The sequence below is a fragment of the Amycolatopsis mongoliensis genome (assembly GCF_030285665.1).
Lineage (GTDB): Bacteria > Actinomycetota > Actinomycetes > Mycobacteriales > Pseudonocardiaceae > Amycolatopsis > Amycolatopsis mongoliensis.
This window is the reverse complement of the sequence record NZ_CP127295.1, coordinates 9,123,916-9,139,035: the sequence shown is the minus strand read 5'-3', so window position 1 is coordinate 9,139,035 and position 15,120 is coordinate 9,123,916. Positions and strand designations below refer to the sequence as shown.

Here is a 15,120-nt window from a genome sequence, read left to right as displayed (position 1 = left end):
CCGGGTGCGCGTGTGGATTTCGCGCCGCATCGGCGAGTCACGGTTGTTCAGGTCGCGGCGGCTCGGGCTTGCTGCGGAGTGGTCCCGGACCACTGGTGGAAGGCCCGGTAGAACGAACTGGGATCGTCGTAGCCGAGCAGTAGCGCGATTTCGGTGACGGAGACGTCGGGGCGTTCCAGGTAGTGCCGGGCCAGGGCGTGCCGGGTCTCTTCCAGCACCGCTTGGAAGCTCGTCTGCTCCGCGGCCAGCCGCCGCTGGAGGGTGCGGTGGCTCAGCGCCAGCCGCCGGGCGACGTCGGGGACGCCGCACCGGCCGGCGGGCAGCAGCTCGAGCAGGGCGGCGCGGACCCGGTCGGCGGTCGACTCCACCCGGTCGAGATCGGCGAGGCGGCGGCGCAGCTCGGGCTCGAAGACCTGCCACATTTCGATGTTCGCGGTCAGGAACGGGCAACGGGCGTCGAGGGCGGTGAAGGTCACCGTGGGCTCGGCTCCGTGCGCCACCGGAACACCGAGGTAGTCCTGGTACGCCTGGACGGCCGCGCCCCGCGGTGGTTCCGGCATGGTGATCCGCTGCGGATGCACCAGCCTGCGGGTGCCCAGCCGGGCGAGCGCCACCCACGACACGAGTTCGTACGCGATGAAGCTCTGCGGTGGCAGCGGCTCCGACGCCCAGCGGATGGTCAGGGTCAGTCCCTCGCGTTCGGTGTCCACGCCCAGCCGCAGCGGGCCCAGCAGCCGTTTGTACGTGGCGAGCCGGTCCGCCGCGTGGCGGAGGTCGGGGCTGCAGAGCGCGGCGAAAATCGGTGGCTGGAACGTCTCGGCGCGCGTAGCCCGGGCGAGGGTCACGCCGAGCGCCGGGTCGCCGGAGATCTCCTCCAAGGCTGTCCAGCACCGGTAGAACTGGGCCGGGGTGAGCGTCGCTTGCTTGTCGAGGAACAGATCCTCGGGCAGTCCCGCAGCGCGCAGCAGCTGTCCGGTGGGCACGCCTAGGTCGGCGAGCACGGCGTTGGTCGCCGGGCTGAGCGTGAACCTGCCCTCCGTCACGGCCGAGGCTCCCGCGTGGTCTGCGTCGCGGTCTGGGCGACGTCGACGTCGAGCCCGGTCAGCTGCCGGGAGACCTGCCACAGCAGGCGGATCGCCTGATCGTCGCCGCGCCGGACCAAGCGGCGCCGGACTGGCGCGCCGACGGTGCTCCAGCGCGGGCCGTACATGGTGCCGCCGACGGCGCGCGGGTCGGTCGCCGCGCGCAACTGGCTCAGCGCCCCGCGCTCGGTGTCCATTCCGATCCGGCGGGTGGCGACCAGGAAGAACCGGGCCGAGGAGCCGCCGCCGCCCGCGGCGACCGTGGTGGCCTGGAGGTCGGAGTTCGTCATCCCCGGGTGGGCGGTCAAGGCCCTCGCGGACAGGCCCGCCTCCCGGAACCGCCGGTCCAGCCCCTGGGCGAAGTGCCGGTTGGCGAGTTTGGAGTCGGCGTACGCGCGCCACGGGTCGTAGTCGCCCAGCCGGAACGGGTCAGCCGGGTCCAGGGGGCGGCCGGTGTGCTGGGCCCCGCTGGTCACCGTGACGACCCGGGCGTCGCGGGTCCGTACCAGGGCGGGCAGCAGGTGCGAGGTCAGGGCCCAGTGGCCGAGGTGGTTGACGCCGAGCTGGGTTTCGAACCCGTCGGCCGTGCGCCCCTGCGGCATGGCCATCACCCCGGCGTTGGTGATCAGCAGATCGATAGCGGGATGCGCCGCCAGGATCTGCCCGGCGGCCTGTTCGACGGATGCGAGCGATCCGAGGTCGAGTGCGACGATCTCCACCGACGCGCCCGGACTCTCCGCACGGATGCGATCGCGGGCCAGAGCGGCTTTGGCGGCGTCGCGGGCCGCCATGACGACGTGGGCGCCCTTGCCGGCCAGCGCCAGTGCCGTCGCCAGGCCGAGGCCGCCGTTGGCGCCGGTCACCACCGCGACGCGGCCGCTCTGATCGGGAACATCGGCCAGTGACCAGGACATGTCGGTGACTCCTTCGGCTCGGCGTTTCGGGCTGCCTTCACGCTACGTAGCTCAGTCGCCGAGCACAGTGGCAGAATCTGCCATCGTTGTGGCAGTTCGCGCCACTGTCGCCCTGGAACCGGTGTTTCGGCGGGCGATGGTGCCGGACAGCGCGGGTCGGCGAGCTGGCCGGTTCGCAGACGCGGCGCTTCTGCGAACGTCGGTTGCCGGAAACCTGCCGATCCACGGCTCCAGGGCGTCCGCGAAGGCTCCGCCGGGGTCCGGCCCCTCGAACCGAAGGTGAACTGTTCAGTCCTCCGGCGCGCATTGTGTGTATGTCACCGATTCCGGTGGGCGGCTGACCAGGGACGGCGTGCGCGATCGCTTCCGCGCCTCTACCGGGATGTTCCGGACGCCGCCACGGAGCTGGGGATCCACGCCCACCACAATCTCGCGCTCGGCGTTGCGAACAGCGTGGTGGCGGTGGAGAACGGCGCGGTCCGGGTGGACGCGTCCCTGGCCGGGCAGGGCGCGGGCGCGGGGAACTGTCCCCTCGAAGCGTTCATCGCGGTCGCCGATCTGCTGGGCCTCGAGCACGGCTGCGACCTGTTCCCGCTGATGGACGCGGCCGACGACCTCGTGCGTCCGTTGCAGGACCGCGAGGTCCGCGTGGACCGGGAGACCCTCAGCCTGGGCTACGCCGGTGTTTACTCGAGTTTCCTGCGCCACGCGGAGGTGGCCGCGAGGCGGTACGGGCTCGCCACCCGGGCGATCCTCGCTGGGCACGGGGGAGCACGGGCTGACCGTGGCGGTGCGCAGCGGGGCCGTTGCCTCCGGCAGCGGTTACCTGACCACGTACCGCTGGGCCGCCGACGGGCAGCGTCCTGGGGCGGGTCGGCAACGAGCACGCGGCGGCGGCGATCTCCTTGATCGCGGCGGTGTCCGTGGTGCGGGTTTCTTCCGGCGTTCGCGGGCGAACGTCCGGCGTGCGTCCTGGGCGGTACGGAAGGGGAGCCGAGCTGAAGTGGCGGGTGGAGCGGGCCGCGGTCGGCGAGTTCCCGTGGTTCGTACGATGGGGCGCGCAGTGCCTGCCCGCCTTCGGGCCCCTGTTCGTTGCGGCCGCAGGCCGCGGCGATCAGGACGAGAAGCAGCACGCCCGAGACGGCAGACAGCCTTTCATCGGTAGCCCTCCAAGGTTCCGTTGTTTCTCGAACGGAAGGGCCCGGCTGGTTGCATCACCGTGGCGGCCGCTTCTCACCGCGGATTCGCGACGTTCGGTGAAGTGCCGAGAACCGTCGGGGGGCACGGTACGTAGAACCGGATATGACCGGATTCCCCGTCTCGGTGGTGGCGCCACGGCTCGCTTCGCGAGCGGGGGTCTGCGGCCGGGAACTGGCCTTGCTCGCCTTCGCCGGCGGGGTGACCTACTTGGCCACGCAGTACATCACCGTGGCCTGGAGCCCCGCACCCTGCGACCGGCCCGGCATCGGTGTGCTCGTAGCCGGCGCGGCGATCGCGCCCGCCGCTGTCCGCCGCCGGTTTCCCGTGTTCGCTCTTCTCGCCGCGGCGTTCGTGGTGGGGTGGTACCCGGCTGCCGGAGTCACGCTGGCCTTGACGTCCTACGGCGTGGCCGCGCGGACGCGGTCCGTCCGGTGGCGATGTGCCGCGCTGGCCGTGGCCGCGCCGGCCCCGTTCACGATCGCGTTGATCGAATCGGGCTACCAGTGGCCGACCGCGCTCGCCGGCTTCGGGGTCGTGGCCGTTGTCTGCGTCGTGGGGCCCGTCGTGGTGCAGGTGCTGCTGGCCCAGCGGGAACGGCTGATCGGTGCCCTCCGTCAGCAGACGCGGTTCGCGGCGTCGGCCGCCCGGCTGCAGGAACGGTCCCGGATCGCGCAGGAGATGCACGACCTGCTCGGGCACCGGCTCAGCCTCATCTCGCTCTACGCCGGCAGCCTCGAACTCGACGCGGGGCGGCCGGTCGGGGCCACCGAGCCGGTACGGCTGATCCGGGGCACCGTGCAGACCGCGATGGACGAACTGCGCGCGACGCTCGGGATCTTGCACCAGGGCGAAGCGGGCGCGACCCAGCCGGTGGACCACACCGGCACCCGGTCGGACATCCGGCAGCTCGTCCGCCAAGCCCAGGCCGGCGGGGCCGAGGTCGAGCTGGCCTGGCACGGCGAAGACCTGACGGACACCACGCTGCCGGTCCGGCAGGCGGTGCACCGGATCGTCCGGGAGGGCCTGACCAACGTCTACCGGCACGCGGCCGGCGCGAAGGCCGAAGTCTTCGTGGATCGCGGACCGGGCCGGGTCCGCGTGCGGGTCGTCGATGACGGGCGCGGTGATCCGAGCCCGCGAGGCTCCGGTCTCGGCCTGGTCGGAGTCGAAGAACGGGTCCGGCTGCTGGGCGGCACGTTCACCGCCGGCTCCCTGCCGGGCCGCGGGTTCCGGTTGGTGGCCGAGGTGCCGCTGGACATCACGCCGCCCGGCCGGCCCGGGCCGGAGCCCGGAACCGGCGAGGAGCCGGATGACCGGTGGGCCCGGCTCGGCACGGCGGTGGTGCTGGCCACCGGGCTGGCCGGAGCGGTCGCGATCCTGGTGACCGTGTTCAGCATGGTGCTCTTCGACGCGCCCGGCATCGGTGATCGGTTCGACTCGGTCGGCATCGGTGTCGCCCAGGAGCAGGTCGCCGACGTCGTCGGCCCGGACGACCCGCTGGCCCACCGCGCCGCGCGCGGCGCCGAACCACCCCCGCCCGCGGCCGCGGACTGCTCTTATGCCACCACCTACACCGAGGAAGACACCGCCATGATCGAACGCTACTGCTTCCGCTCCGGCATCCTGGTCGACAGACCAGGTTCACCCTGCCCCAGGCCTGACGCCGTGGAACGCATCCGGGTGCTGCTGGCCGACGACGAGCAACTGCTGCGGACCGGGATCCGGCTCGTGTTGCAGCACGCCGAGGACATCGAGGTCGTCGCCGAGGCCGGGGACGGTGGCGAAGCGGTCGAACTGGCCTGCCGGATGCCGCTCGACGTCGCGCTCATGGACATCCGCATGCCCGACGTCGACGGCATGACCGCCGTCGAACAGCTCACCCGGCGCGTGCCGGCGCTCAAGGTCGTCATGCTGACGACGTTCGGGGAGCCGGGCTACATTTCCCGGGCGCTGCGAGGCGGCGCGACCGGGTTCATCCTCAAGGACACCGGCCCGCAGGAGCTCATCCAGGCGGTGCGGGCGGTCGCCCGCGGCGGCGCCGTGCTGTCGCCGCGGATCACCAAGGACCTCATCAACCGGTACCTGGCCACCGACGACGACGCGGCGGGCCGGCTGGTGAGCACGCTGACCGCGCGGGAACGCGAGGTCCTGGTCCAGGTCGGGCTCGGGGCGTCGAACGCCGAAATCGCGCGGCAGCTGTACATGGGCGAGGGCACCGTCAAGACCTACGTCAGCCGGATCCTCGGAAAACTGGGCTGCGACAACCGGGTACGGGCCGCGATCGTCGCGCACGAAGCGGGCATCCTGCCGGCCGGCTGAGCCGAGACGATCGGCGACTTGACACGAGCCGATCGTCTCGGGAACCCCGGAACGCTGAACGCGCCGGCCAGCCGTCCCGTGGAGCCGGGTGACAACCCGATCACCGAATACGGAGGTCAGCGAAATGCCTTCCCGGCACAGGAAGTTCAGCAGAGGCAAGATCCTGGTGGCGGCCGCCGCCCTCGTGGCGGCCGGCACCGCCGCCGTCGCGCTCCCGCAAGCGGACGCCGCGGGCTCGGACGAGGCCGCACGCGCCATCACCGGCACCGCGTGGGCGGTCGACGCGCAAACCGGCCAAACGGTCGTCACGGCCGACAGTACGGTGCAAGGCGGCCAGTGGGACCGCCTGATGGCGGCCACCCGCGGCAAACCGATCCGGGTCGAGCGAACGCCCGGGGTGCTCACCCTGTTCGCCGACGGCGGCGACGCGATCTTCACCGGCCGGGCCCGGTGTTCCCTGGGATTCAACGTGACCACGAACGACGGCAGTCCCGGTTTCCTGACCGCCGGCCATTGCGCCGCGGCCGGCCGGCAGTGGTCGACAGCGCAAGGCGGCCGGCCGGCGGCGACCGTCCAGCAGGCGACGTTCCCCGGTGCCGGCGATTTTTCCTTGCTCACCTACAACGACGCCGCGACCGAGGCGCCCAGCGTGGTCGACGTCCGCGGCGGCCGGACGGTGAAGATCACGCAGGCGGCCGCGGCGAAGGTGAACCAGCAGGTGCTCCGGATGGGCAGCACCACGGGGCTGCACCAGGGCCGGGTCACCGCGCTGAAGGCCACCGTGAACTACCCGGAGGGCCGGGTCACCGGGCTCATCCAGACCACGGTGTGCGCCGAGGGCGGCGACAGCGGCGGACCACTGTTCACCCGCGACGGCAGCGCGATCGGCCTGACCTCCGGCGGCAGCGGCGACTGCCGCACCGGCGGCGTGACGTTCTTCCAGCCGGTTACCGTCGCGCTCGCCGCGGTCGGCGCCCGGATCGGCGGCTGAACCGCCGCGAAGCGCCCAACCTGTAGCAGGAGTTCGTTGAGAACGCGCTGAGAACGCTCACGAGCGAAGCGTGAACCGCCGGCACCTTGTCGACGTGCCACGGAAAGCCACCCCCTTGAGGAGACCACGAATGATCGAGTCCACCGTTGACATCGAGCGCCGCGCCGCCGTCGTCCGCAGCGACGGCGAATACCGGCTGTTCACCAACCAGGCCGTGCCGGCCCACACCCGGCTGTTCACCCTCGAAGGCGAGCTCACGGCGACGCGGACGCGCTACACCGTCCAGTTCGACGAGAGGCGTCACGTCGACATGCCCGCGGGCTGTCCGCTGGAGGAGGTGCTGGACCGCTACTACTGGCGGTTCATGAACCACGCCTGCGAGCCGACCGCGGTGATCCGTGACCGGTCGGTGCTGAGCCTCCGGCCGATTCCGGCGTGGTCGGAGATCACCTTCCACTACGGCAGCACCGAGTACGAGATGGCCGAACCGTTCACGTGCGGCTGCGGCAGCGACCGTTGCGACAGGGAGATCCAAGGGTTCCGGTACTTGCCGGGGGAGCGGCGTGAGGAGCTTCGCGGGCTGCTGTCGCCGTACTTGCTGGCTGTGCTGGACGGCCGGATCGCCGAACCCGTCGGGGCGTGAGGAGTGAGCGAGGCGCTCCAGCAGGAGAACCCCGTTCTCCTGCACCACTTCTTCGAGCAGTCGGCCCGGCGCACGCCGGACGCGATCGCGGTCGACGTCCCACCGTCCGGTGAGCGGCCGCGGCGCACCGTCACCTACCGCGATCTGTACCGCCGCTCCGCGGTTGCCGCCCGCGCGGTCCAGCACGCGGTGCGGCGGCCGGGGATCGTCGCGATCCTCCTGTCCCGCACGACCGAGGACCTCTACCTGGCGCAGCTGGGCGTGCTGCGGGCCGGCTCGGCGTACGTCTGCCTCGACCCGTCGTTCCCCGACGAACAGCTGGCCCACATCCTCGGTGACGCCGCGCCCGCGCTGCTCGTCACCGACCGGGCCGGGCAGGAACGCGCCGTCCGGGCCGGCTACACCGGCGCCGTGCACCGCGTCGACGGCCCGGCCGAGCCCGCCGCGCGGCCGGGCATCGCGCCCGGGGTACCGCCGGGGCTGGCTTACGTCATCTACACATCGGGCACCACGGGCAAGCCGAAGGGGGTGCTCGTCGGGCACCAGGGCGTGGTCAACCTGATCCGTTCGGACGTCGGCGAGTTCGGGCTCGGGCCGGGGGATCGCGTGGCCCAGGGGTCTTCGCCCGCCTACGACTCCTCGGTCGAGGAGGCGTGGATGGCGTGGGCGTGCGGTGCCACCGTCGTGGTGATGGACGACGAGACGGCCCGGCTCGGCCCCGACCTCGTGCCGTGGCTGCGGCGCGAACGGATCACCGTGCTCTGCCCGCCGCCGACCTTGCTGCGGGCGACCGCGTGCGAAGACCCGCGGCGGGAGCTGCCCGAGCTGCGCCTGCTCTACGTCGGCGGGGAAGCGCTGCCCGGCGACGTCGCCGAGCGCTGGGCTCCCGGCCGCCGGATGGTCAACGGCTACGGGCCGACCGAGTGCACGGTGACCTGCCTGCGCGCCGACGTCGAGCCGGGAAAGCCCGTCGCCATCGGCAAACCGGTGCCGGGTATGCGGGCGTGGGTCCTCGACGAGCGGCTCGAGCCGGTCAAGCCGGGGGAGAAGGGCGAGCTGTGCATGAGCGGCACGGGCCTCGCGCTGGGGTACCACAACAAGCCGGAGCTCACCGACGAGAAGTTCCCACGGCACCCGCGGCTCGGGCGGCTGTACCGCACGGGCGACCTCGTGCACGCCGAAGCCGACGGCACGCTCTTCTACCACGGCCGCATCGACTCCCAGGTCAAGCTGCGCGGCTACCGGATCGAACTGGAGGCGATCGAGGCGTCGCTGGCCCGGTTCCCCGGTGTGCGGGAGGCGGCCTGCCGGGTCCAGGGCGAGGGCGCCGGCCAGGTGATCGCCGCGCATCTGGTGCCGGACGGCGCCCTGCCGGATGCGACCGTGCTCAAGGAACACCTGCGCAAAGCCCTTCCGGCCTACATGGTTCCGGCGGTCTTCGGTGAGGCGGAAACACTGCCGCGCAGCGCCGGCGGCAAGCTGCGCCGCAACGACCTGCCGGCCCTGGCCACCGGACGGCGCCACGCGGCCGAGACCACCGGCACCGAGACGGAGGAGTTCATCGCGGCCGCCCTGCGCGCGGTGTTCGAAACCGACGACATCGGCATCGACGACGACTTCTTCGACGACCTCGGTGGGAGTTCGCTGCAGGCGGCGATGCTGATCTCGAAACTGCGCGTCAACCCGCTCACCGAAGCCATCGCCGTCCGCGACGTCTACCGTGCCCGCACGGTTTCGGGGCTGGCGAAACTGGCCGCCCCGGCGATCCACGACGAGATCGACGCGGTCGCGGCCCCGGCGCGCCGTGCGGTCGCCATCACCCTGGCCCAAGCGGCCTGGCTGGCCGCGGAGCTGGCGATCGCCGCGCCGATCGGCTACTTCCTCGTGTTCGTCGCGCTGCCGTGGCTGGCCGCGCGGATCGGGCTCGTCGCGCTGATCGTCCTGCTTCCCGTGGTCCTGCTGATCGCCGGGTTCGGCTGGACCCCGGTGGCCGTGTTCTTCGCCGTGCGGGCGAAACGGCTGCTCATCGGCAAGTTCGAACCTACCCGGGTCCCGGTGTGGAGCGGGTTCCACCTGCGGTTGTGGATCGTGCGGCACCTGCTGCGGTTCGTGCCGTGGGGCACCATCGCCGGCACCGAGTTCCAGTGCATGGCGCTGCGCTCGCTCGGCGCCCGGATCGGCCGGCGCGTGCACATCCACCGCGGCGTCGACGTCGTGCAGGGCGGCTGGGACCTGCTCGACATCGGCGACGACGCCACGATCGGCCAGGACGCCTCGCTCGGCCTGGTGCAGCTGGCCGAAGGGCACCTCACGATCGGCCGGATCACCGTCGCCGGCGGCGCCACGGTGGACGTCCGCGCGGGTATGTCGCCCAACACGCGGCTCGGCCGCGGATCCTGGCTTTCCGCGCTGTCGTCGTTGCCGTCGGGGACCGCCGTTCCCGACGGCCGGCGCTGGGACGGCGTCCCGGCGCACGACACGGGCCCGGCGCCTCGCGCGCCTGTCCCGGTCGTCAGCGGCAGCATGCTCTCGCCCTTCGCGCACGGGCTCGCGACCGTCGCTGCCCGCGCGCTGTTCACGTGGTTGTTCGCACTGCCGCTCTCGATCGTCATGATCGCGCTGGTGCTGGCTTTCGACGTCACCTACGCTGCGCTGCTCGACGTGGTCACGCAGCCATGGGCGCACCCGGGATTCCTGCTCGTCTTCGCCGTGGGGAGCTGTCTGTCGCTGGTGATTTCGGTCTGGGTCGAAGCACTCTGCGCCCGGGCGCTCGGCCGGGTGGAGGAAGGTGTCATCAGCCGGTGGAGTCCCGCGTACATCCGGGTGAGCCTCAAGACCGGGTTGGTCACCACGGCCGGGAACTGGCTCTCCGGGGGAATGTTCTGGCCGGTGTGGTTGCGCTGGGCGGGGATGAAGGTCGGCCGCGGCTGCGAGATCAGCACGATCATCGACGTCGTCCCGGAACTGGTCGAGATCGGCCCGGACACGTTCTTCGCCGACGGCATCTACCTCGGCGGCCCCCGCATCCAGCAGGGCACGGTCACGCTCGCCCGCGTCCGTCTCGGGCACGACACCTTCCTGGGCAACCACGCGGTCATCCCGGGCGGGCAGCGGTTGCCGCCGGACATCCTGATCGGCGTCTGCACGGTGGCCGACGACCGGATCATGCGGCCCGGCACGTCGTGGTTCGGTCACCCGCCGATGCTGCTCCCGCGGCGCGAAATCGTGGAATCCGACCGCAGCCTCACCCACGATCCGTCGTTCGCCCGCGTGCTGACGAGGGTGTTCTGGGAATGGCTGCGCTTCGCGCTCCCCGTCGTCCCGCTGGCCGTCATGACCGCGTGGTTCGTCGGAATCGCGTACGCCGCGAAGGTGCTTCCCCTCGCTTTGTTCCTCTTCCCCGGCGCGGCGCTGGTGACGCTGGCCACGCTGGCCCTGCCCTGCCTGATCGTGCTCGCGCTGAAATGGGGGCTGCTCGGCCGGGTCAAGCCCGGCGTGCATCCGCTGTGGTCCTGCTGGTGCAGTCGCTGGGACTTCCTCTACGTCGCTTGGGGTTTCATCGCCGGCGGCGTGCTGTCGGCACTGGAAGGAACCCTGATGTTGCCGCTCTACCTGCGCCGCATCGGCGTGGACATCGGCAAGCGCGTCGTGCTCGGCGAAGGGTTCGCCCAGGTCGTCGACCCCGACATGCTGCACTTCGGCGACGGCGCGACGGTCAGCGCGATGTTCCAGGCCCACACCTTCGAAGACCGCGTCCTGAAGATCGACCACGTCCACGTCGGCGCGCATTCGACGCTCGCCCACGGCACGGTTCCGTTGTACGGCGCCGAGATCGGCGAACACGCCTACGCCGCTCCGCACAGCGTGATCATGAAACAGGAACGCCTGCTGCCACGACTGCGCTATGCGGGCGTGCCCACGAAGGAACAGAAAGCCCCGTCGCCACGGACGAACCCGGAGTCGCTGACCCAGCCGCTGCGGCCGGCCGGGCGGCACCGGACCGTCCCCGAGCCACCGACGCAGGCCTTCTGGCGGTTCGACCGTACCTTCGCCGTACCCGGCGAACAGCCGGCCGGACGGCCGCAGCCAAGCCTGCAGGACTGAGCCGTTGCCGGCTGCCTGACCGGGGAGACCGGGGCGGGAGGATGGAGGGGAGCCGCCCCGGCCTGGTCTCATCGGAGGTACTTCACCGGCGTGGTGGCGGTGTGGAGCAGATACTCCAGCGGTCCACGGCGGAAGAAACGGGACCAGACCCCGGCGAACACGCAGGTCCCGAGGATGAACAGGAGCACCGGCACCCAGGAGGACTCCGGGGACTCGGGCCCGGTCAGGGACGACACCACGAAGTGGCCGACGTAGGCCGTCAGGGACATGGTGCCCACGGCGATGATCGGGGCGGCCAGACGGTGCAGCCGTGGCAGGCGGGCCATCGCCACCGTCGCACACACGATCACGGTGATGGCGACGCCCAGGCTGCCGATGATGTCGAACGTCGTGCCGCTGTGCGGCCCGGCCAGCAACAGCGAGGAGGCCGACCCGTTGGGCTCGAAGGATCCTCCGTCGAAGGACGGCGACCCGGATGCCGACCCGGAGTTCGCGTCGCTCTTCAACGCGTCGTTGCCGGCCAGCAGCATCGACGTGCCGTAGCCGAGCACGATGAGGGCGGGGCCGAGCGCGGCCAGCCGTCGCTGCACGGCGCCGGAGGTCAGGTCCAGCCGGCCCAGCGCCATGCCGGTGACCACGAACGCCATCCAAGTGATGGCCGGGTAGAAGCCGGTGACGAGGAGATCCAGCACTCCCACCCCGCCGATCGCCTCGAGCGGGTCGTGGGCCTTGAGCGCGCTGGTGACCGGCTCGGTCAGCAGCGTCTCCAGGCCGAACGCCAGCTGCGGCATGACGACGGCGAGCACGGCCGCGATGATCGCCAGTGTCTTGGCCCGCAGGCGCACCAGCGGCAGGGCCAGGAGGAAGTAGACCGCGTAGAAGGCGAGGATGACCACACCGCCGTAGGCCATCGCCATCGCGGTGCCCAGGGCCAGCAGCACCACGGCCCGGATCGCGATCCGGGCCTTCGCCTGCCGTCCGGCCAGGCCGGTTTTCGGCTCCCGGCGGCCGGCGATCAGCATCAGCGAGAACCCGGCGAGGGTGGCGAAAAGGGCCGATGAGCGGCCTTCCGCCAGGTTCAGCACCCAGGCACCGATGCCGTCCACGGCCGTCGCCGAGGGACCGAGGTGAATGACGAACATGCCGAACACGGCCAGCGCGCGGGCGAGGTCCACGCCGACCAGCCGTCCCACCGAGGGTTCGACCGGCGCGGTGGACCCGGGCGGTGTCCCGTGGGGAGCCGATGTGTCCTGCGGCGGCTGTGTCTGAGTCATGCAGAGAATGTCGCGGTGGCGGCAGGCGGCGGACCATCCGCCAGGTGTCGGTTTCGCCCCCGCCGGTCGGCGGGTTGCGGACGTTGTCCCGGACGGCCTTGGCCGTCGGGTCTAGCGGCGGTGGCCGGTCAGGGGCAGGCGGAGCCGGAGCCGGAACCCGCCGTCGGGGGTGGGGGTGGCTGCCACCGTGCCGCCGAGCAGTGCGGCGCGTTCCTGGATGCCGACGAGCCCGTGGCGGGCGCTGGGCAGCGCGAGGGTCGGGCGGGTGGGCGGGGTGTTGGTGACCGTCACGGTGAGGTCGGTGTCGTCGTGGGCGAGTTCGATCGTGGCGGTGCCGCCGGGGGCGTGTTTGCGGACGTTGGTGAGGGCTTCCTGGATGGTGCGGTAGATGGTGCGCTGGACGGCCGTGTCGATGCCCTCGGGTGCGGCGCCGGTCAGCCGCGCCTCGATGCCGCTGCCGGCGACCAGCCGGTCCAGATCGGACAGTGTCGGCTGCGGGGTCAGCCCGGTGGTCCGGCTGCCGGACGCGCGGAGCAGGTTCACCATGTGCCGGAGTTCGTCGAGCGTGTCGACGGAGAGCTGCCGCACGTTTTCGGCCGCGGCCTTCACACCGGGGTCGGTGGTGGAGACGCCGAGCGCGCCGGCCTGGACGGCGATCAGGCTGACCTGGTGGGAGACGACGTCGTGCATCTCGCGGGCAAGCTGGTTGCGTTCCTTGGCCAGGATCGCCTGCGCGTCGAGCTCCCGTTCGTGCTCGCGCGCCTGCCGGATGTCCGCCAGCCGCAGCGCGAGTTCCTGCCGCGCGTGCACCAGCCGGCCGAAAAAGATCGGTGCGGCCGCCGTCATGGTGGCGTAGATGCCGGTGAGCACCAGGTCGGCGCGGGGATACTGGTAGTCCATGCCGGGGAAGAAGTAGCCGGCCGCGGCGAGTGTCCCGCAGGCGGTGAGCAGGTACCGGTTCGAATACCGCGCGGCGACCACGTAGAGCGCGATGAGCGTCGCGATCACCGAACCCACGAGGGCGAGCGCGGGCAAGGTGAGCACGAAGACCGGGACCGGCAGGCGCCGCCGGAGCACCAGCGCGGCGACAGCGAGGACCGCGGCGCCAATGGCCAGGATCCCAGTGGGTTGGTTGAACGCGGCATCGACGGCGGCGACGGCGAGCAGCCCGGCCTCGGCGAGGAGGGCGTTCGTTCGTTTCACGACGACGCTTCGCCGGTTCCGAGCAGACCCGCGCGCTGGGCGACGAGCGCGGCTTGCACCCGGCTGCCGACGCGGAGTTTGGTGAGGATCGAGGACACGTGGTCCTTGACCGTGCCGACGCTGACGTGGATCCGCTTCGCGATGTCGGCATTGGACAGTCCGTCGGCGATGAGGACGAGCACGGCGCGTTCGCGCTCGGAGAGCTGGTCGACTTGGGCGGCCGCGGGGGAGCCGGCGCCGGAGTCGAGGTAGCCGTCGACGACCGTGCGGGTGACCTTCGGTGAGAGCACCACGCCGCCGGCGGCCAGGGTGCGCACCAGCTGGGCGAGTTGGGCGGGTGCGGTGTCCTTGAGGATGAACCCGGCCGCGCCCGAGCGCAGGGCCGTGGCGATGTATTCGTCGGAGTCGAAGGTGGTGAGCATCGCCACGACGGGCGGGTTCCGCAGGCCGCGCAGCTGCCGCAGGACGGTGAGGCCGTCGACGTCGGGCATCCGGATGTCGAGCAGGACGACGTCGGGGCGGTGCAGGCTGACCTCCTTGACCGCCTGCGCGCCGGTGACGGTCGCCACCACTTCGATGTCGCCCGCCGCCTGGAGGATGAGGCGGAATCCGGAGCGCACCAGCTCCTCGTCGTCGACGACGATCACTCGAACCATGGGAGCAGTCTCGCCGGAACCGGGCCCGTCCTGCCATCCGGGGCCCGGCGACCCGTGCCCCGCCGGTCGGCTGGGCGTCGGCAGCCGGTCGGCGGGGAGTTCGGGCCGGGTCACCGGTGTCCGCGGCGGCGGCCCTCGCCGAGCATGGACGTCGAGGAAGGGAGTTCCCATGGACAACCAAGACCGCGAGCTGATCCTCGGCCTGGCGAACCGGCTGCGGCAGGCCCAGCCGGTGGCGAAGGACCCGCAGGTCGGCGAGCTGATCGCCGACCACATCGGGGCCCAGCCGGACGCGCTCTACCTGCTCGTGCAGGCCGTGCTGGTGCAGGAGGACGCGCTGCGCACGGCCCAGGCGCGCATCGCCGGGTTGCAGGCGGCCCCGCCCGCCGCCACGACCTTCGCACAGCCGGCCTACGGGGCTGCCCCCGCGCCGGGTTACGCGCCGCCGCCCGCTCAACCCGCTCAGCAGGGCGGGTTCATGTCGCGCATGTTCGGCCAGAACCGGGACCAGGCTGCCCCGGCGGACGCGTCACCGGGCCGCTCCGGCGGCAGCTTCCTCAAGACGGCCGGGGCCGCGGCGGCCGGTGTCGCCGGAGGCGCGTTGCTGTTCCAGGGCTTGAGCGGCGTGTTCGGCGGCCACGAAGCGTCGGCGAGCGAGGGACACCACGGCGACGGCGGTCACGGCGGTGGAGAAGACCCGGGTGGCTGGGACGACGGCGAGCAGTGGTGATCCG

At 71.9% G+C, this 15,120-nt stretch carries 11 protein-coding genes; 6 read left to right on the top strand and 5 right to left on the bottom strand.

Features of this window, described 5'->3' with window-relative positions:
• Positions 1 to 47 precede the first annotated feature (47 nt).
• Positions 48 to 1,043 carry an AraC family transcriptional regulator gene (locus QRX60_RS43780; RefSeq protein WP_285997364.1) on the bottom strand — a complete coding sequence of 332 codons (996 nt, stop codon included), beginning with the start codon at positions 1,041 to 1,043 and terminating at the stop codon, positions 48 to 50.
• The gene (locus tag QRX60_RS43775) at positions 1,040 to 1,996 is read right to left on the bottom strand and encodes an oxidoreductase (protein ID WP_285997363.1); all 957 of its coding nucleotides are present in this window, start codon (positions 1,994 to 1,996) and stop codon (positions 1,040 to 1,042) included. Before QRX60_RS43775 ends, QRX60_RS43780 begins: the two co-directional genes overlap by 4 nt.
• Before the next feature lie 279 nt (positions 1,997 to 2,275).
• Here QRX60_RS43775 and QRX60_RS43770 point away from each other — a divergent pair, with 279 nt between their 5' ends.
• The 5 genes from QRX60_RS43770 (at position 2,276) to QRX60_RS43745 (ending at position 11,253) form a co-directional block, all read left to right on the top strand.
• A complete protein-coding gene (locus tag QRX60_RS43770) occupies positions 2,276 to 2,905 on the top strand; it encodes a hypothetical protein (protein WP_285997362.1) in 630 nt (209 codons plus the stop codon).
• A 393-nt stretch (positions 2,906 to 3,298) separates the two neighbouring features.
• A complete protein-coding gene (locus QRX60_RS51530) occupies positions 3,299 to 5,515 on the top strand; it encodes a hybrid sensor histidine kinase/response regulator transcription factor (protein ID WP_332845803.1) in 2,217 nt (738 codons plus the stop codon).
• Between the two features lie 124 nt (positions 5,516 to 5,639).
• Complete coding sequence (locus tag QRX60_RS43755) at positions 5,640 to 6,506, top strand: S1 family peptidase (RefSeq protein ID WP_285997361.1); 867 nt, start codon at positions 5,640 to 5,642, stop codon at positions 6,504 to 6,506.
• Between the two features lie 130 nt (positions 6,507 to 6,636).
• On the top strand, positions 6,637 to 7,149 hold the full coding sequence (locus tag QRX60_RS43750; protein ID WP_285997360.1) for an SET domain-containing protein-lysine N-methyltransferase: 513 nt from the start codon (positions 6,637 to 6,639) through the stop codon (positions 7,147 to 7,149).
• A gap of 3 nt (positions 7,150 to 7,152) precedes the next feature.
• Positions 7,153 to 11,253 (top strand): non-ribosomal peptide synthetase, encoded by a 4,101-nt coding sequence (locus QRX60_RS43745; protein ID WP_285997359.1) that lies wholly within the window; start codon positions 7,153 to 7,155, stop codon positions 11,251 to 11,253.
• Between the two features lie 68 nt (positions 11,254 to 11,321).
• Here QRX60_RS43745 and QRX60_RS43740 read toward each other — a convergent pair whose 3' ends face one another.
• The 3 genes from QRX60_RS43740 to QRX60_RS43730 all read right to left on the bottom strand — a co-directional run bounded on the left by QRX60_RS43740 (position 11,322) and on the right by QRX60_RS43730 (position 14,386).
• Entirely contained in the window at positions 11,322 to 12,527 is a 1,206-nt protein-coding gene (locus QRX60_RS43740; protein ID WP_285997358.1) for a DUF418 domain-containing protein, read from the bottom strand.
• A gap of 111 nt (positions 12,528 to 12,638) precedes the next feature.
• Positions 12,639 to 13,730, bottom strand: coding sequence for a sensor histidine kinase (locus QRX60_RS43735; protein ID WP_285997357.1), 1,092 nt, complete (start codon positions 13,728 to 13,730; stop codon positions 12,639 to 12,641).
• Positions 13,727 to 14,386, bottom strand: a complete 660-nt coding sequence (locus QRX60_RS43730) for a response regulator (protein ID WP_285997356.1) — start codon at positions 14,384 to 14,386, stop codon at positions 13,727 to 13,729. The genes QRX60_RS43735 and QRX60_RS43730 overlap by 4 nt, the downstream gene beginning before the upstream one ends.
• Positions 14,387 to 14,555: 169 nt before the next feature.
• On the opposite strand from QRX60_RS43730, the gene QRX60_RS43725 reads away from it, so the two are divergent.
• Complete coding sequence (locus QRX60_RS43725; protein ID WP_285997355.1) at positions 14,556 to 15,116, top strand: DUF2076 domain-containing protein; 561 nt, start codon at positions 14,556 to 14,558, stop codon at positions 15,114 to 15,116.
• Positions 15,117 to 15,120: the final 4 nt, after the last annotated feature.